Annotated in this window: 13 protein-coding genes; 5 read left to right on the top strand and 8 right to left on the bottom strand. The window is 71.1% G+C overall.

All coding sequences use genetic code 11. The annotated features are described in order from the left end of the window. Entirely contained in the window at positions 1-1,380 is a 1,380-nt protein-coding gene (locus OG385_RS19610; protein ID WP_266856088.1) for a chloride channel protein, read from the top strand. Between the two features lie 27 nt (positions 1,381-1,407). On the opposite strand, the gene OG385_RS19605 is transcribed toward OG385_RS19610, so the two are convergent. Further along, the gene (locus OG385_RS19605; RefSeq protein WP_266856086.1) at positions 1,408-2,220 is read right to left on the bottom strand and encodes a TrmB family transcriptional regulator; all 813 of its coding nucleotides are present in this window, start codon (positions 2,218-2,220) and stop codon (positions 1,408-1,410) included. Positions 2,221-2,537: 317 nt separating this feature from the next. Between OG385_RS19605 and OG385_RS19600 the strand changes: the two genes are divergently transcribed. Further along, positions 2,538-3,725: a S8 family serine peptidase gene (locus OG385_RS19600; protein WP_266856085.1), complete on the top strand. Its 1,188-nt coding sequence runs from the start codon at positions 2,538-2,540 to the stop codon at positions 3,723-3,725. A gap of 212 nt (positions 3,726-3,937) precedes the next feature. On the opposite strand, the gene OG385_RS19595 is transcribed toward OG385_RS19600, so the two are convergent. After that, positions 3,938-4,717 (bottom strand): SDR family NAD(P)-dependent oxidoreductase, encoded by a 780-nt coding sequence (locus OG385_RS19595; protein ID WP_266856084.1) that lies wholly within the window; start codon positions 4,715-4,717, stop codon positions 3,938-3,940. Between the two features lie 7 nt (positions 4,718-4,724). Next, the gene (locus tag OG385_RS19590) at positions 4,725-5,882 is read right to left on the bottom strand and encodes a serine hydrolase domain-containing protein (RefSeq protein ID WP_266861008.1); all 1,158 of its coding nucleotides are present in this window, start codon (positions 5,880-5,882) and stop codon (positions 4,725-4,727) included. A gap of 335 nt (positions 5,883-6,217) precedes the next feature. Between OG385_RS19590 and OG385_RS19585 the strand changes: the two genes are divergently transcribed. After that, positions 6,218-7,450 (top strand): MFS transporter, encoded by a 1,233-nt coding sequence (locus OG385_RS19585; RefSeq protein WP_266856082.1) that lies wholly within the window; start codon positions 6,218-6,220, stop codon positions 7,448-7,450. Between the two features lie 74 nt (positions 7,451-7,524). Here OG385_RS19585 and OG385_RS19580 read toward each other — a convergent pair whose 3' ends face one another. The 3 genes from OG385_RS19580 to OG385_RS19570 are packed head-to-tail and all read right to left on the bottom strand — an operon-like array spanning position 7,525 to position 10,110. Continuing rightward, positions 7,525-8,292 carry an energy-coupling factor ABC transporter ATP-binding protein gene (locus tag OG385_RS19580; RefSeq protein WP_266856081.1) on the bottom strand — a complete coding sequence of 256 codons (768 nt, stop codon included), beginning with the start codon at positions 8,290-8,292 and terminating at the stop codon, positions 7,525-7,527. Then, on the bottom strand, positions 8,280-9,041 hold the full coding sequence (gene cbiQ, locus OG385_RS19575; RefSeq protein WP_266856079.1) for a cobalt ECF transporter T component CbiQ: 762 nt from the start codon (positions 9,039-9,041) through the stop codon (positions 8,280-8,282). Before cbiQ ends, OG385_RS19580 begins: the two co-directional genes overlap by 13 nt. 1 nt (position 9,042) lies before the next feature. Next, positions 9,043-10,110, bottom strand: coding sequence for an energy-coupling factor ABC transporter permease (locus OG385_RS19570; RefSeq protein ID WP_266856077.1), 1,068 nt, complete (start codon positions 10,108-10,110; stop codon positions 9,043-9,045). A gap of 230 nt (positions 10,111-10,340) precedes the next feature. On the opposite strand from OG385_RS19570, the gene OG385_RS19565 reads away from it, so the two are divergent. Beyond that, entirely contained in the window at positions 10,341-10,793 is a 453-nt protein-coding gene (locus tag OG385_RS19565) for an SsgA family sporulation/cell division regulator (RefSeq protein WP_323183802.1), read from the top strand. A 25-nt stretch (positions 10,794-10,818) separates the two neighbouring features. Here the strand turns inward: OG385_RS19565 and OG385_RS19560 are convergent, their stop codons facing one another. Together OG385_RS19560 and OG385_RS19555 are read right to left on the bottom strand one after the other, a co-directional pair. Continuing rightward, positions 10,819-13,014, bottom strand: coding sequence for an MMPL family transporter (locus tag OG385_RS19560; protein WP_266856075.1), 2,196 nt, complete (start codon positions 13,012-13,014; stop codon positions 10,819-10,821). A gap of 146 nt (positions 13,015-13,160) precedes the next feature. Then, positions 13,161-13,754 (bottom strand): TetR/AcrR family transcriptional regulator, encoded by a 594-nt coding sequence (locus OG385_RS19555; RefSeq protein ID WP_266856073.1) that lies wholly within the window; start codon positions 13,752-13,754, stop codon positions 13,161-13,163. Positions 13,755-14,003: 249 nt separating this feature from the next. Between OG385_RS19555 and OG385_RS19550 the strand changes: the two genes are divergently transcribed. Continuing rightward, positions 14,004-17,372: a S41 family peptidase gene (locus OG385_RS19550; RefSeq protein WP_266856071.1), complete on the top strand. Its 3,369-nt coding sequence runs from the start codon at positions 14,004-14,006 to the stop codon at positions 17,370-17,372. Positions 17,373-17,561: the final 189 nt, after the last annotated feature.

The following is a 17,561-nucleotide window of genomic DNA, read 5'->3' as shown; positions in this document are numbered from 1 at the left end:
ATGTCAGCGGACGAGCCAGCCGCAGACCAGCAAGCCGCCCTGCTCGCCGATCCGTTCGGGCCGTTGCGGAGCAGGGGCTATCACCTGCTTCTCGTCGTCACCGGGCTCTTCGGTGTCGTGCTCTCGGCCGGTGCCTACGGCTTTCTGGAAGCCGTCCACTACCTCCAGGAGGCCGTCTTCACCGACCTGCCCCACGGGCTCGGGCTTGACAGCGTTCCTGTCTGGTGGCCGGTGCCCATGCTCGTCATCGCCGGGCTGCTGGTCGCGTTGACCGTGCGGTATCTGCCGGGCAACGGCGGTCATCAGCCCGCCGAAGGGCTCAAGACCAAGGGCGCCGCCCCCGCCGCCGAGCTGCCCGGCATCCTGCTGGCCGCTGTCGCCTCCCTCGCGTTCGGTGCGGTCATCGGGCCGGAGGCGCCCATGATCGCGCTGGGTGGTGGTGTCGCCCTCTACGGGTTCCGGCTGCTGCGGCCCGGATCCACCGCGAGGGAGCAGGGACTCGTGGCGGCGGCCGGCAGCTTCGCGGCCATCAGTGCGCTGCTGGGTTCGCCGCTGGTGGGGGCCTTTCTGCTGATGGAGGCTTCCGGGCTCGGCGGGCCGATGCTCGGGATCGTGCTCGTACCCGGGCTGCTGGCCGCCGGGATCGGCTCGCTGATCTTCACCGGGCTCGGCACCTGGGCCGGTGTCGGCGCCGGAACGCTCGTCATCCCGAACCTGCCCCATGTGGAGCGCCCCGACATCGCCCAGTTCGGCTATGCCCTGGTGATCGGGATCGCCGCCGCGACCCTCGGTGCGGGGGTCCGCCGCATGGCGCTGCGGCTGCAACCGGGCGTGAACCGGCGGCGGATGGTGTGGACACCGGTGATCGGCCTGGCCGTGGCGGGGCTGGCCATCGCGTACGCCGAAGGGGCCGGGAAGGCAACGTCCGACGTGCTGTTCTCCGGGCAGAGCGCGCTGCCGCACCTCCTGCTCAGCACCACCTCGTACTCCCTCGGCGCACTGGTGCTGCTCCTCGTCTGCAAGAGCCTCGCGTACTGCGTGTCGCTGGCGGCCTTCCGCGGCGGCCCGATCTTCCCGGCGCTGTTCCTCGGCGCCGCGGGCGGGATCGCGCTGTCGCACCTTCCGGGGCTGCCGTTCGTCTCGGCTGCCGCGATGGGGATGGGTGCGATGTCGGTGGCCCTGCTCCGGCTGCCGATGACCTCCGTACTGCTGGCCACGCTGCTGCTGGGACATGACGGCCTCACTGTCATGCCGCTGGTGATCGTGGCGGTGGTGGTCTGCCATGTCGTGTCGGCACGGCTCAACCCGCCGCCGGTGGAGGGCGAGGCCACCCCGGCGGGCACCCCGGCGGCGGCCCCGTCCTCGCCCTCGGCCGCCTGACCCGACGGGGCCACGGTCAGCAAGGCTTCAGGCCGGCCGGCGGTGCTCCTTGGCGCCCTCCCAGACCGTCAGAAACGCCAGCCGCAGGCATCCCGCGAGCGCCGGGTGCTCGATGAACAAGGTGGTGGTGGAGCCCGCGCCGGCCACCGGGTCGGGCATGTCGCACAGCACCAGAGAAGAGTCGGCGACAACCAGCTTCAGCGGCAGTTCGGGGGTGAAGCGGGCCTGCTCCCCCGCGTCGGCGAAGCGCCGTATGTGCTCCACGGTCCCGGGGTTGTCCAGCGCGTCGTCGAGGTAGATGGCACGGACCGTGCCGCCCGCCCGGTGCAGCCGGCGGACGACCTTGATGCCTTCGGTGTTCTCCTCGGGGGCGACGAACGGGGGCTTGCAGAAGGTCAACAGCTCGTGCTGGGCCTGCTGCTGGATGTCGGCGAAGCGCTCGGCGATCGCCTTCGGATCGCGCAGGATCTCGATGTAGTCCAGCGGGTCGGTGTGCACCCGCCCGTCGGACCAGAGCGGCTGCAGCACGGCGGCCAGCCCCTCCGAGACCCGCTCCAACCGGTCCACGGACTCGCGTTGAAGAGCCATCAGGCGGGCCACGGCAAGCTCCGGGGTGACGGCGGAATATGTGGCGACCCGCCCGGGGTGGGTGGTGACCAGCCGACGCCGTACCAGTGCGTCCAGGACGTCGTAAACCCGCTGGCGCGGTACGTCCGCCTCGCGGGCCACCTCGGCGGCCGTGTACGAATCACGCCTGATGAGGCCGAGATAGACACGCGCCTCGTACCGGGCCAAGCCGAGCGCCACCAGATCGCTGATCGGTCCTTCTTCCAACTCCATGGCAAGACAAGGTATATGCCAAAGAGCACGGGTCGAGGGAAAGGCTTTACCAACGCCCGGTAGCCACTTGGGCAAGCAGTTGAATAGCTTTCTATTAGCCACCACTCAACGGGGTGGCAGTAGTCGAGCGAACAGCGCCACCCTCAGGATCCGCGACGTTCTGTCCGGATAAATTCCTTGTCATGTGCGTTGTCATGCACTTGACATGAATGCCCCCGGATGTCCGTTCGGACACCCAACCCCCCACGGAGGGCAGCTCCTTGCAGTCTCATCGAAACGGCCTGTTGCGTCGCGGCGCACCGGCCCTGTTGTCAGCAGTGGCACTCATATCCGGCGGCCTCCTCGCCGCCTCCCAGACGTCCGCGTTCGCGACGACGGGCTCCGCGGCACCGGCATCGACGGTGCACACGCACCGGCTCTGCTCACAGCCGACCAAGCCCGGCTACATGGCGTGCAACGCCGTGGCCCGCACCGACATCAAGCAGCAGAAGTCGCTCGGCCACAACGCCGCCCCCTCCGGCTTCGGCCCCAGCGACCTACAGTCCGCCTACAACCTCCCCAAGGACGGCGGCTCGGGCCAGACGGTCGCGATCGTCGACGCCAACGACGACCCCAACGCCGAGGCGGACCTGGGCAGTTACCGGTCCCAGTACGGTCTGCCCGCCTGCACCACCGACAACGGCTGCTTCAAGAAGATCGACCAGGACGGCAGCTCCAACTACCCGGCACCCGACGCCGGCTGGGCCGGAGAGATCTCTCTCGACGTCGACATGGTCAGCTCGGCCTGCCCGCAGTGCCACATCCTGCTCGTCGAGGCCAACTCCGCCAGCATGGACGACCTCGGCGCGGCCGTGAACCAGGCCGTCAAGCAGGGTGCCAAGTACGTCTCCAACAGCTACGGCGGCGGTGAGGACGCCAGCGACACGCAGTCGGACGACCAGTACTTCAAGCACCCCGGCGTCGCCATCACCGTGAGCTCCGGTGACAGCGGCTACGGCGTCGAGTACCCGGCCGCCTCGCAGTACGTCACCGCGGTCGGCGGCACCTCGCTCAAGAAGGACAGCAGCACGCGTGGCTGGTCCGAGTCCGTCTGGGGAACCAGCGCGGGCGGCGAGGGAGCAGGCTCGGGCTGCTCGCAGTACGACGCGAAGCCGTCCTGGCAGAAGGACGCCAACTGCGCCAAGCGCGCCGTCGCTGACGTGTCGTCCGTCGCCGACCCGGCCACCGGCCTCGCGGTCTACGACACCTACCAGGCCAGCGGCTGGAACGTCTACGGCGGCACCAGCGCCGCTTCGCCGTTCATCGCGGGCGTCTACGCTCTCGCCGGCGCCCCCGGCGCGAGTGACACCCCCGCCTCGTACCCGTACGCCCACACCGGCTCCCTCAACGACGTCACCACCGGGGCCAACGGGTCGTGCAGCGACTACCTGTGCAAGGCGGGCAAGGGTTACGACGGCCCGACCGGTCTCGGTACGCCGAACGGCACCGCGGCCTTCACCAAGTAACCCGCACCACCCGGCTCTGCGCGCACGCGAGGGCCACGCGGTGACCACGGCGACGTGAACACCGCACCGCGAACGCAGCGGGCCCGGACCGGTAATCCCGTCCGGGCCCGCTGTCCTGTCCGAACCCGGGGCGAGGCCCGCGCCGGCGCCCGCCCGACCGGCCCGGCTCGTTCCGCCCCGGCTCAGCCCGCCCCGGCTGATCCCACCGCGGCTCAGCCCAGCGAGTTGCGCAGCCCCAGGTTGCTGCTGAGCAGGCCGCCGTCCACCGGCAGCGTCACCCCGGTGATCCACGCGGCGTCCCGCGACGCCAGGAACGCGATCGCCGCCGCGATGTCCTCCGGCACCCCGACCCGGCCCAACGGGTAGTGCTTCGCGGCCTGTTCGAGGGTCGCCTCCACCCCGCGCGCCGCCCATACGTCCGTGTGGATCGTGCCCGGCGCCACCAGGTTGACCCGGACCCCGCGCGGCGCCGCGTGGCCGGCGAGGGTGCGGGTCAGGCTCGTCAGGCCCGCCTTCGCCGCGCTGTACGCGTGGTTGCCGAAGTCCTGGGCACCGTTGACCGAGCCGACGCTGACGATCGCGCCCCGGCCGCCCGCCGCCGCGAGATGCGGCATGGCGGCGCGCGAGACACGGAACGCGCCACTGAGCGTCGCGTCCAGATCGCGGTGCCAGGACTCGTCGTCCTCGTCCTCGAAGAGCGGCGCGTCGGGCGAGCAGGCGTACGCGTTGTTGACCAGGACGTCGAGTGCGCCGAACTCCCCCACCGCGTACGCCACGGCCGCCTCCACGGCGGACCGGTCGGTGACATCGCAGGTGAACGGCAGCGCGCCCGGCAGCGCCGCCGCGGTCTTCTCCGCGCGGCCGCCGTCCAGGTCGGTGACCAGGACGCGGGCGCCCTCGTCGGTGAAGCGGCGGGCGGTGGCCGCGCCGATTCCCCTTCCCGCGCCGGTGATCAGGACCGCGTAACCCTCGAACCGCCTCGTGATATCCATACGGCGATCATGTCGCCGAGCGCACCGCCCTGACCAGGGCCTGGGCGCGCGGATCGGCGGTGACGCCCTTCTGGAGCGCATTGGTCACATACCCCAGCGCGACCCCGGACTCGGGGTCGGCGAAACCGAGCGAGCCGCCCCGGCCGGGGTGCCCGAACGAGCCGGGGCCGAGCAGCGGGGCCGACGGGCCGTGCAGCATGAAGCCGAGGCCGAAGCGGGTGTTGACGACGAGCACGCGGTCCGGGCCCGACGACTCCTCGCTGCGGGCCAGGGCGAGGGTGGCGGGGGCGAAGAGGCGGTTGCCGTTGTCGACGTGACCGATCATCGCGGCATAGACACGGGCCAGCGCGCGGGCGGTGGAAATGCCGCCGGAGCCCGGGAGTTCGGCGGCGCGGTAGGCGGGGTCGTTCTCGTCGGGGAACGGCTCGATGGCGCCGAAGGCGCGGCTGGTCAGCGAGGAGGGGTCCTGGTACGCCTCGCTGACGGACCGCTTCGGCTTGAGCTTGAGGCCACTGCCGACCGGCGGCGCGGCGACGCTGCCGATCCGGCCGACACGGTGCGCCTCCTCGGCGGGCAGGCCGACCCAGAAGTCGATGTCGAGGGGGCGGGCGATCTCCTCGGCGATCCACCGGCCGATGGTGCGGCCGGTGACCCGCCGGACGAGTTCGCTCAGCAGCCAGCTGTATGTCTGCGCGTGGTAGCCGTGCTCGGTGCCGGGCTCCCAGACGGCCTGCTGGGCGGCGACGGCGCGCGGGCCCGACACCCCGTCGATGGCCTCGGCGGGGGTGAGGGGGCTGTCGATGAGGGGGACGCCGGTGCGGTGGGCCAGGAAGTGCCGGACGAGGGCGCGTTCCTTGCCGCCCGCCTTGAACTCCGGCCAGTACGTGGAGACCGGGGCGTCGAGGTCCAGCTGGCCGCGCTGGTGCAGGAGCAGCGGGACGGCGGCGGCCACCCCCTTGGTCGCGGACCGGACGACCTGGGCGGTGTCCAGGGCCCAGGGCTCGGCGCCGTCCACGTCCTTCGTACCGGCCCAGAGGTCGACGACCTTGTGACCGTCGCGGTAGACGGTGACGGCGGCGCCGCGCTCCGCACGGTGTGTGAAGTTCCGTATGAAGGCGTCCCGGACCGCCTCGAATCCGTCCGCCACTGTGCCCTGGACGTCCACCACGTCGCGCTCCCACACATCTAGCAGTACGCCCGGACTGGCGTACAAGGTCCATGGTGCGGGTGCGGCCTGCCGGTCAGTGCCGGGGGGTGGGTCTTCCGTGTGACCGGAGGGGCGGGCGCCCCTGTGGCGGGATCCCCGCGGCGGGACGGAGGCCTAGAGTCCGTGAAGCCGGACGATCTTGCGAATGAGCGTGCGAGCCCCGGACAGGAAAGCCCGGAGCGGGAAAGTCCCGAGCAGGGGAGCCCCGAGCACGGAAGCCCGGAGCAGGAAAGGCACCGAGCAGAAGAAGCACCGAGCAGGAAAAGCGCCAGAGCAGGAAAGCAGGTCCCGCCATGCCGACTCCATCCGACCGTGTGGCCTCCCCGGCAGGGAAGCCGGGCGGCACCCCGCGGTTCGCGGCGCCCGTGGTGGCCTTCGCCTTCTGGATCACCATGGTGGGGACCACCGTGCCCACGCCCCTGTACCCGCTGTACGAGAACGACTTCAGCTTCTCGCCCATCATGGTCACCGTGATCTTCGCCGTCTACGCGATCGGGGTGGTCGTCGGGCTCCTGACCTTCGGGCGCCTGTCGGACCAGATCGGGCGCCGCCCGGTCCTGATGGCGGCGACCGTGCTCTCCGTCTGCGCCGCCGTGGTCTTCCTGGTCGCCGGGAATGTGCCGGTCCTGCTGTTCGGACGGGTGCTCTCCGGTTTCTCTGCGGCGCTGGTGACCGGCGCCGGCACGGCCGCGCTCACCGAGCTGATGCCGCCCGACGGCAGGGTGCGCCCCGCCACAGTGGCGCTCTTCGCCAACATGGGCGGGCTGGCCTGCGGCCCGCTGCTCGCCGGGGTGCTGGCCGATACGGCGCCCTCCCCGCTGCGTACGCCGTGGGTCGTCTCGCTCGTCCTCGCGGCGCTCGCCCTCGCCGGTCTCGCGCTCACCCCGGAGACCGCGCGCCACCGCACCGGATTCACCTTCCGGTTCCAGCCGCTGCACGTCCCGGCGGAGATCCGTTCGGACTTCCTGCGGTCGGCGATGGTCACCGGGACGGGCTTCGCGGTGCTCGGGGTGCTCACCGCCGTGACCGGGCTGTTCCTCGGTGACGTGCTGCACGACACGGATCACACGCTCACCGGGGCCGTCGTCTTCACCGCGTTCGTCTGCACCGCGCTGGGCCAGCTGCTGATCCGCCGGATCGGGTCCGGGCCGGCGCTGACCGTGGCCTGTGTGGGGCTGATCGCCGCGGCGGCGCTCATCGCGACGGCCATGGTCACCGAGACCCTGGCCCCGCTGATCGTCGGCGCCGCGGTGAACGGTCTGGCGACCGGTATCGCCATCGGCTACGGACTCGGCACCATCACCACCCGCAGCGATCCGGAGCACCGGGGCGCCGCGGTGTCGACGTTCTTCGCGATCCTGTACACGATGCTCGCCGTCCCCTCGATCGGCGTCGGCGTACTGATCCACGTCTCCAGCCTGCGGCCGGCCGGGGAGGTGTTCAGCTGCGCGGTGGCGCTGCTGGCCCTCGCCGTACTGGTGAGCCTGGCGGCCGGACGGCGTACGGGGGAGGGCGGCGGCACCTGATCGCCGCGGGTCTGTCCGGCGTGGACAGGCCCTCTGCTCAGAGCAGGTGTCCGGCCCGGAGACAGGCCCTCTGCTCAGACCGCCGCGCGCGGGTTGAAGCCGAACGGCAGCTCAAGCCGGTGCGCCTGCATCAGCGCCTCGTCCGCGAGGATGTCGCCGGTCGCCCCGTCGCCGACGATCACACCGTCGCTGAGCACCACGGCGCGCGGGCACAGCTCCAGCGCGTACGGCAGGTCGTGCGTCACCATCAGCACCGTCACCTCCAACGACCGCAGGATGTCGGCGAGTTCACGGCGGGATGCCGGGTCGAGGTTGGACGAGGGCTCGTCCAGGACCAGGATCTCCGGCTCCATCGCGAGGACGGTCGCGACCGCGACACGGCGGCGCTGGCCGTACGAGAGGTGGTGCGGGGGCCGGTCCGCGTAGGACTCCATGCCGACCTGGGTGAGCGCCGCGACGACCCGCGCCTCCAGCTCAGGCCCGCGCAGCCCGGCGGCGGCCGGGCCGAAGGCGACGTCCTCGCGGACCGTCGGCATGAACAGCTGGTCGTCGGGGTCCTGGAAGACGATGCCGACGCGGCGCCGGATCTCCGCGAGGTTGGCCTTGGCGACCGGCAGCCCGGCCACCGAGACCGTGCCGGCGCCGCCGGTGAGGATGCCGTTGAGATGGAGGACGAGCGTGGTCTTGCCCGCGCCGTTGGGCCCGAGCAGGGCGACCCGCTGGCCGCGCTCGACGGCCAGGTCGACCCCGAAGAGCGCCTGGTGGCCGTCGGGGTAGGCGTACGCGAGGCCGGCGATCTCAAGGGAGGGCGGTGCGGTGCGGGTCGTAGTCACAGGGTCCATCCCAGCAGACAGACGCAGAGCGCGGCGACGGGGAGTGCCGCGGCGGACCGCCACTGCGCTCCCGACGCCGTCACTTCGTCGATGACCGGCATGGTCCCGGTGTATCCCCGGCTGACCATGGCCAGATGTACGCGCTCGCCCCGTTCGTAGGAGCGGATGAAGAGCGCCCCGGCCGACTTGCCGAGCACCCCCCACTGCCGTACGCCGCGTGCCTCGAAGCCGCGTGAGCGGCGGGCGATCGACATCCGGCGCATCTCGTCGGTGATCACGTCGCCGTACCGGATCATGAAGGACGCGATCTGCACCAGCATCGGCGGGAGTTTCAGCCGCTGGAGCCCGAGGAGCAGCGAGCGCAGTTCGGTGGTGGACGCGAGGAGTACGGACGCGGCGACGCCGAGCGTGCCCTTGGCCAGGACGTTCCAGGCGCCCCAGAGTCCGGGCTCGCTGACCGAGAGGCCCAGGACGTGGACCTGATCGCCGGGGACGACGAACGGCATGAGCACCGCGAAGGCCACGAACGGGATCTCGATGAGCAGCCGCTTGAGGAGGAACCCGGCCGGGATGCGGGCCACGGCGGTCACCCCCGCGAGCAGCACCGCGTACAGCGCGAACGCCCACATCGCCTCGCGCGGGGTGGAGACCACCACGAGCACGAAGGTGAAGACGGCGGCGAGCTTGCAGTGCGGCGGCAGGTCGTGGACCGGGGAGTGGCCGTGCCGGTAGAGCTTGTGCGCGTGACCGGCGCCCATGTCAGACGGCTTCCGCGTTCGGGCCGGCCGGGGCGGCCTGCGTACGGCGGCGGCGGACCGCCCAGAAGACACCGCTGCCCACGACGACCGTGGCGCCGACCCCGATCAGCCCGGCGAGACCGCCGGAGAGCCGGGCGTCGGAGATGTCCTTGACGCCGTACCCGGCGAGCGGGGAGTCCCCGGTGCGGTGCGGCTGCTCCTTGGCGTCGATGCCCTTGTCGTGGGCGACCTTCTCCAGGCCGTCGGGGCTGGCGGACGCGTAGAAGGAGACGAACCCGGCCAGTACGAGGGCGGTGATCAGCCCGATGCCCCAGATCCTGCGGGTGGACCGGGTGGACCGGGCGGACCGGGCGGCGGCCGGGACGGGCTCGGCCGCGGGCGCGTCGATGAGTTCGCCGCCGACCCGGAGCTTGAGCGGCGCGGTCAGGCCGCGGGCGCCGTAGACCAGGTCGGGGCGGACGGCGATCACGGCGCCCACGGTGAGTGCGGTGATCGCGGCCTCGCCGATGCCGATGAGGACATGGACACCGACCATCGCGGTCAGCACCTTGCCGACCGGGACATCGGTGGTGCCGCCGAGTGCGTACATCGCGGTGAAGGCGAGCGCCGCGCACGGTACGGAGAGCAGCGCGGCGACGAAAGAAGCGGCGGTGATCGAACTGCGGCGGCGGGGCAGCACCTTGACCAGACCGCGGAAGACGGCGTACGCGACGACGGTCGTCACGATGGCCATGTCCGTGATGTTCACCCCGAGGGCGGTGAGCCCGCCGTCGGCGAAGAGGATGCCCTGCATCAGCAGGACGACGGAGACACAGAGCACCCCGGTGTACGGGCCGACCAGGATCGCGGCGAGCGCGCCGCCCAGCAGATGGCCGCTGGTGCCGGCGGCGACGGGGAAGTTCAGCATCTGCACGGAGAAGATGAACGCGGCGACCAGGCCGGCGAGCGGCGCGGTCCGCTCGTCCAGCTCACGGCGCGCGCCCCGGAGGCTCACGGCGATCGCGCCCGCGGCGATTACACCGGTCACCGCCGATACGGGGGCGTTGATGAATCCGTCGGGGACATGCATGTGGTGACTCTCTCCTCGCGATGGCGCACCGGCGGTGGTGAACCGTTCGATGATAGAGCCTTGTTGCGAATGGTTCGCAAGAGCGCCTCAGTCCCAGCTGCGGCGGCACAGCGGTGGCCGGGCGGTGGCATCCCTGTCAAAATATGGGACATTAGATGAAAATTAGGCCCAGAAGGTTACCCGTGTGCGCATGTCACCGGATCGCTGGACCACTGATCAAGGGAGCGCTCATGTCCCCCGCCGTCGAGGTGCCCGTACGAGGTCATGTGGTGACGGACGTCCCCGGCCAGTGGTCGGTGGTCTACGTCGCGCTCCAGTACGACCCCGAGGGCGATCCCGGCGCCGTGCGCTTCCTCTTCCCCGGCGGCCGCGAATGGGTCTTCGCCAGAGAGCTGCTCGAATCGGGGCTGCGGACGCCCCGGCGCTCGGGCGACATCGGGATCTGGCCGTGCGGGCGGGCCCAGGTGGTCCTTGAGTTCTACTCGGCGGCGGACGGGGTGGCGGTGGTGCAGTTCGACAACGCGCCGCTGATCCGGTTCCTGCGCAGGACCCATGCGGCGATCCCCCAGGAAACCGAACGGGCCGAGCGGGCCGCCCGCAGGGAAGCACTCCGCGAGGAGGCACCGCAGGAGCAGCAGGAGGCCCCCCATGCCGTGGGGCATGGAGGGCCGCTGCGGACCTGAGCCGGACAGGTCTTCCCGGGAAGACCTATGCGTCGATCAGCTCCCGCTGTGTCCGCTCCTCGATGTGCTTGTTCAGGCCCTCGCCCTCGACGTCCACATTCGGCAGTGCCCGGTCCAGCCAGCGCGGCAGCCACCACGCCCGCCTGCCGAGCAGCGCCAGGACGGCGGGCACGATGGCCATCCGTACGACGAAGGCGTCGAAGAAGACCGCGATGGCAAGGCCGAAGCCGATCATCTTGATCATCGAGTCACTGGCTCCGATGAAGCCGGAGAAGACCGCGATCATGATGACGGCGGCTGCGGTGACCACGCGCGCCCCGTGCTTGAAGCCGGTGACGACGGCCTGCCCGGGGCTCTCCCCGTGCACGTACGCCTCCCGCATCCGGGTGACCAGGAAGACCTCGTAGTCCATCGCGAGACCGAAGACCACACCCACCATGAAGATCGGCATCATCGACATGATCGGGCCGGTCTGCTGGACCCCGAAGAGCGAGCCGAGCCAGCCCCACTGGAAGACCGCGACGACTGCGCCCAGGGCGGCGACCACCGAGAGCAGGAAGCCGAGCGCCGCCTTGAGCGGCACCAGCACCGAGCGGAAGACCACCATCAGGAGCAGGAACGCGAGCCCGACGACGAGCGCCAGATACGGGACCAGCGCGTCGTTCATCTTCTGCGAGAAGTCGATGTTCATCGCGGTCGCGCCGGTGACCAGCACCGTGGCGCCGGTCTCGGACTTGACCTGCGCACCCGCGTCACGGATGGAGTGGACCAGGTCCTCGGTCTTGACCGACGAGGGCCGGTCCTTGGGGATGACGCTGATCGTCGCGGTGTCGTGCGCCTTGTTGTAGAACGGCTTCGCCACCGAGACCACGCCGTCGAGCTTGGCGATCTTCCGGTGCACCTCGTCGACCGCTGCCGTACCGCCGCTGACGCCCTTGACGTCGACGACCGTCGTCAGCGGACCGTTGAACCCGGGGCCGAAGCCGTCGGAGAGCAGGTCGTACGCACGGCGCTGGGTGGTGTTGGTGGGCTGCGCCCCGTCGTCGGGCAGGCCCATCTGCAGTGAGGCGGCCGGGATGGCGATGGCGCCCAGGCCGATCACACCGACGAGCAGCACCAGAACGGGGCGGCGCAGCACGACGCGCGCCCAGCGGGTGCCGCCGTTGGCCTTGACCTCGGCGCCCGGCACCGGCGGGTTCTTGCGGGCCTTGCGTCCCACCACGCGCTTTCCGGCGAAGCCGAGCAGCGCGGGGATGAGGGTGAGCGCGATGAGGACGGCGATCACGACCGTACCGGCCGCGGCGAAGCCCATCTTGGAGAGCATCGGGATGTTCACGACGGCCAGGCCGACCAGGGCGATGACCACGGTGAGCCCGGCGAAGACCACCGCCGAACCGGCCGTTCCGACCGCCCGGCCCGCGGCCTCCTGGGGTTCCCTGCCCTCGGCGAGTTCCGCGCGGAAGCGGGAGACGATGAACAGCGCGTAGTCGATACCGACCGCGAGGCCGATCATCATCGCCAGCGTCGATGTGGTGTTGCCCAGGTCCAGCACATTGGCCAGCGCCGTGATCGTCGAGACACCGATGCCGACGCCGATGAGGGCGGTCAGCAGCGGGAGCCCGGCGGCGATCAGCGAGCCGAACGTCACGATGAGCACGATCGCGGCGAGCACGACACCGATGATCTCGCCGGGGCCGGTCTCCGGCATGGCCTGGAGCGCGTCACCGCCGACCTCCACCGTGTACCCGTTGTGCTGCGCCTTGTCCACGGTGTTCTGGAGCGAGTCCTTGGCCTGGTCGGTCAGCTCCATCGAGCTGACCTTGTAGGACACCTGGACGTAGACGGTGCTGCCGTCCTTGGAGACGGCCTTCGCCTGGTAGGGGTCCGTCACCGAAGAGATCTGGTGCGAGCCGGAGCTCAGCTCCCCCTCGACCTTCTTGACCTCGGCCTTGTTCGCCGCGGATGTCATCTTCTCGCCGGACGGGGCCTTGAAGACGACCCGGGCGGTGGCGCCGTCGGCGCTCTGCCCGGGGAACCGCTGCCCCAGCAGGTCGAAGGCCTTCTGGGCCTCCGTGCCGGGTATCGAGAAGGAGCTTGCGGTCGCGGTGGCCGCTGAGGAGGCGCCGAAGCCGGCGAGCGCCAGCAGCGCCACCCACACCAGGGCGACATAACGGCGGCGCCGGAAGGCGAACCGTCCGAGCTTGTAGAGGTACGTGGCCACGAGGGCGTCTCCCGGTCAGGTCGGGTGGAAAAGGGCGTAAGGAACCAGCCCGACGACGAGAGCGGCGTGTCAGGTGGAGAGATGTTCAGGTGTGTCAGGCGATGGCTCAGATGGTGGTCATGGTGAACACCGGTCGTTGATACGGATCACGGGGTGACCGTGATCGGTGGCTGGGCGCCGAGAGCGGGGAGTACCACGGCGTCCAGATAACGGGAGAGGAATGCCTGGTCGACAGGCTGCTCCTCCAGTAGCTGACGGGCGACGAAGGCGCCGACCATCATGTGCGGGACAAAATGCAGCGCGGGGTTGCCCGCGCTGATCTCGCCACGCTGCACCGCGCGGTACAACATGCGGTTGAGCCCGGTCACCTCGGGTTCGATCAGCAGCTCGCGCAGGGCCTGGAAGAGATCCGGGTTCTCATGCACGGCATGCATCAGACCCCGCATCAGGGCGGAGTTCCGCTCCATCTCGCAGTCGTCCTCGCGGGCCACCATGACCTGGAAGTCCCCGCGCAGGGAACCGGTGTCGACCTGGTCGATACGGACAGGCTTGTTGTGCCGCAACGCCCTGACGACCAGTTTCGGCTTGCTCCCCCACTGGCGGTAGAGGGTGGCCTTGCTGGACCGCGTACGGGCGGCGACGGCGTCCATGGTCAGGGCTTCGTAGCCGACCTCACGCAGCAGATCGAGGGTGGCCGCGTACAGCTCACTCTCGCGCTCCGGCGTCAGTCTGCTTGCCATCCCCGGCCTTCCCGAGCGAAACGGTTTCGTACACCACGACGGTACGCCGGGCCCGAGCGAAACGACAACGTTTCGCTTGTGGACTCGATCACGCTTGTCGGACCGGCATAAGAAGCGGGATGAGAAGCGGCACAGGAGGCGGCACGAGAGGCGGCATGACACGTGCCACCCGCCGCACGGGAGGTGCCGGTGGCCGGAGGGGCGGCGCCACGAGTTGCCGGGCCTCCTCAGCGCGGAAAGCATTGAGGGGTGAGCCAAGCCGATGCGGGAGACGCCGCGTACCTCCGCTTCCCGAACCTCCAGGGCGATCTGCTGTGCTTCGTGACCGAGGACGACCTCTGGGTCGCGCCCATCGACGGCGGCGCCGGGCGCCCCGAGCGCGCCTGGCGGATCACCGCCGACCGGACCCGGGTGGGCCAGCCGCGGTTCTCCCCCGACGGCGGGCACATCGCGTACACGTCCTGGCGCAGCCTCGACCCGGAGATCCATCTGGCCCCCGTGGACGGCGGCCCGTCCCGGCGGCTGACGTACTGGGGCTCGCTCGACACCCGGGTACGCGGCTGGACGCCGGAGGGCGACATCCTGGCCGTGGCCTCGCACAACCAGCCGTTCTCGCACTTCAGCTGGGCCTACACGGTGGCCACCGATGGCTCACCGGGAGCCAAGCTGCCCTGGGGCCCGGTCCATGACATCGCGATCGGTGACGTGGCCGGCGAGCGCCGCACGCTCCTGCTCACCGGCACGCCGCCGCACGAACCGGCCGCCTGGAAGCGCTACCGGGGCGGCGCCACCGGCCGCCTCTGGCTGCACGGCGAGCGGCTGCTCGCCGGGATCGAGGGGCATCTGGCCTGCCCGATGCTGGTCGACGGCCGGGTCGCCTTCCTCTCCGACCACGAGGGCATCGGCAACCTCTACTCCTGTCTGCCGGACGGCACGGATCTGCGCCGCCACACCGACCACGACAGCTGGTACGCGAGGAACGCGTCCACCGACGGCCACCGAGTGGTCTACCAGTGCGCGGGCGACATCTGGCTGGCCGACGACCTGTCGCCCGGCGCGGTGCCGCGCAAGCTGGAGGTCCGCATCGGCAGCCCGCGCACCGGGCGGCGCGCCTACCAGGTCCCGGCGTCCACCAACGTCGACGGCCTGTCCGTGGACGAGACGGGCCGGGCGAGCGCGGTCGTCGTGCGCGGCAGCCTGTACTGGCTCACCCACCGCGACGGCCCGGCCCGCACCATCACGGACACCCCGGGGGTACGGGTCCGCCTCCCCGAAATGCTCGGCAGCGCGGGACGGATCGCGTACGTCACGGACGCGGAGGGCGAGGACGCGGTCGAGATCGCGTACATGCCACGCGCCAGCGGCGACCTGCCGCCCCGGCGGTTCGCCGCCGGCGAGCTGGGCCGCGTCCAGGAGATGGTCTCGGACCCCGAAGGCGAGCAGCTGGCCATCGCCTCGCACGACGGGCGGCTGCTGCTCCTCACGGTCGCCGACGACGTACCGGAGGAAGTCCTGGGTACCGCCCCGGACGGTGAAACAGCGGGCGGGGAAGCGCCGGAGGAGACCGCGAAGCAGCCCGGGGACCAGCGGCCGGCCGGTGCGGTCACGGAGCTGATCCGTTCCCTCAACGGCCCGGTGCGCGATCTGGCCTTCTCCCCCGACGGCACCTGGCTGACCTGGTCGCACCCCGGGGTCGGCCGCTCGCTGCGGCAGATCAAGATGGCGAAGATCGCCGGGCCGATGTCGCCCACCGTCGTCGACGTCACCAACGGCCGCTTCGAGGACGAGAACCCGGTCTTCACCAGCGACGGCCGCTATCTGGCGTTCCTGTCCTGGCGCGGTTTCGACCCGGTGTACGACGTCCACACCGGCGACCTGTCGTTCCCGCTGGGCTGCCGCCCCTACCTCGTACCGCTCACCTCCACGACACCCTCGCCCTTCGCGCTCTCCCCCGAAGGGCGCCCCGCGGCGGGCGGTCTCGACCCGGCGGACGATCCGGGGGACAGCGCGGACGGCAGCAAGGTGCTGGTCGAGATCGAGGGGCTGGAGAGCCGGGTCACGCCGTTCCCGGTGCCCGCGTCGAAGTACTCCTCGCTCTGCCCGGTCAGCGGCGGCGGCCTCGTCTGGCTGCGCTGGCCCATCTCGGGCGCGCTCGGCGAGACCTTCGTCAACCCGGCCGACACCTCGGGCCGCCCCACACTCGAACACTTCGCCATCGCCAGGGCCCGCAAGGCCGAACTGGTCGACCACCTGGACTGGTTCGCGGTCAGCGGCGACGGCAGCAGGCTGGTGGTCATGGACCTGGGCGAGCTGCGCGCGGTCCCCGCCACCGAGCCCGGCGACAACGACACCACGGCCTATCTCGACCCGCGCCGCATCCTGCACGACGTCGACCCGCCGTCGGAGTGGCGCGGGGCGTTCGACGAAGCGGGGCGCATCATCCGCGCCTACTTCTGGGAGCCGCGCATGTGCGGCATCGACTGGTCGGCGATCCTCGCGCAGTACCGCCCGCTGGTCGAACGGGTCGCGTCCCCCGACGAGTTCGCCGATCTGCTCCGCGAGGTCCTGGGCGAGCTGGGCACCTCGCACGCGTACGTCACCGCCGCCCGCCGCAATGAGGGACCGCCGCACTACCAGCGGGTGATGGGCCTGCTGGGCGCGAACCTGGTGTGCCGGGACGGCGCCTGGGTGGTCAAGCGCATCCTGCCCGGCGACTCGTCGGACTCCAAGGCGCGCTCCCCGCTCGCCGGTACGGGCATCCGCGAGGGTGCCGTACTGACCCATGTCGACGGCCGCCCGGTGGACCCGCTCACCGGCCCGTACCCGCTGCTCGCGGCGGCGGGCGGCACCACGGTCGAGCTGACGTTCAACCCGGCCGGCCGGGAGGGCGGCTCCCGCCGGGTCGCGGTGGTCCCGCTGGTCGACGAGCGCCCGCTGCGCTACCAGGACTGGGTGGCCAAACGGCGTTCTGTCGTACGGGAGTTGAGCGACGGCCGGTGCGGCTATCTGCACATCCCCGACATGGGCGGTTCGGGCTGGGCCCAGTTCAACCGCGATCTGCGCCTGGAGGTGTCCCGCCCCGCGCTGATCGTGGACGTACGGGGCAACGCGGGCGGTCACATCAGCGAGCTGGTGGTCGAGAAGCTCACCCGTACGATCCTCGGCTGGGACCTCACCCGCGACGCCCAGCCCGTCTCGTACGCGTCGAACGCGCCCCGGGGCCCGGTGGTCGCCCTCGCCGACGAGGCCACCTCGTCCGACGGCGACATGATCACAGCGGCGTTCCGGCTGCTCGGAATGGGCCCGGTGGTCGGCCAGCGCACCTGGGGCGGCGTGGTCGGCATGACCGGCCGGCACCGCCTCGGCGACGGCACGGTGATCACGGTCCCGATGAACGCGGCCTGGTTCGACACATACGGCTGGTCGGTCGAGAACCACGGCGTGGACCCGGACATCGAGGCCCTGCGCACCCCGCTGAACTGGGCGGAGGGCCGCCACGGCCAACTGGACGACGCGGTCTGGACAGCGCTCGACCTACTGGCGGCCAGGCCGGCGGCGGAACCACCGGGCTACACGGAGGTCCCGGACAAGAGGCGCCCGCAACTGCCGCCACGGTAGGGCGCCTGCGGGGACGCGCTCATCGCCGTCGGCACCATGCCGATCACACCGAAGGTGGGCAAAATCCAAGCCCGTCCGGCGCTTGAGGACCGGGGGTCCGGGGGCAGCGCCCCCGTGCACACGGTGCCCGCACACGCACCCGCACCCGCACCGCCACGCGAAAGGCGCGCCCCCCGGAAGGGAGACGCG

Origin of the sequence: Streptomyces sp. NBC_01306, assembly GCF_026340465.1 — a bacterium.
GTDB lineage: Bacteria > Actinomycetota > Actinomycetes > Streptomycetales > Streptomycetaceae > Streptomyces.
This window is presented reverse-complemented; position numbering and strand designations above follow the sequence as displayed.

Coding starts and splice junctions, on each gene's coding strand:
- OG385_RS19610 (WP_266856088.1), top strand. CDS start 1: ATGTCAGCGGACGAGCCAGCCGCAGACCAGCAAGCCGCCCTGCTCGCC.
- OG385_RS19605 (WP_266856086.1), bottom strand. CDS start 2,220: ATGGAGTTGGAAGAAGGACCGATCAGCGATCTGGTGGCGCTCGGCTTG.
- OG385_RS19595 (WP_266856084.1), bottom strand. CDS start 4,717: ATGGATATCACGAGGCGGTTCGAGGGTTACGCGGTCCTGATCACCGGC.
- OG385_RS19585 (WP_266856082.1), top strand. CDS start 6,218: ATGCCGACTCCATCCGACCGTGTGGCCTCCCCGGCAGGGAAGCCGGGC.
- OG385_RS19580 (WP_266856081.1), bottom strand. CDS start 8,292: ATGGACCCTGTGACTACGACCCGCACCGCACCGCCCTCCCTTGAGATC.
- cbiQ (WP_266856079.1), bottom strand. CDS start 9,041: ATGGGCGCCGGTCACGCGCACAAGCTCTACCGGCACGGCCACTCCCCG.
- OG385_RS19570 (WP_266856077.1), bottom strand. CDS start 10,110: ATGCATGTCCCCGACGGATTCATCAACGCCCCCGTATCGGCGGTGACC.
- OG385_RS19565 (WP_323183802.1), top strand. CDS start 10,341: ATGTCCCCCGCCGTCGAGGTGCCCGTACGAGGTCATGTGGTGACGGAC.
- OG385_RS19555 (WP_266856073.1), bottom strand. CDS start 13,754: ATGGCAAGCAGACTGACGCCGGAGCGCGAGAGTGAGCTGTACGCGGCC.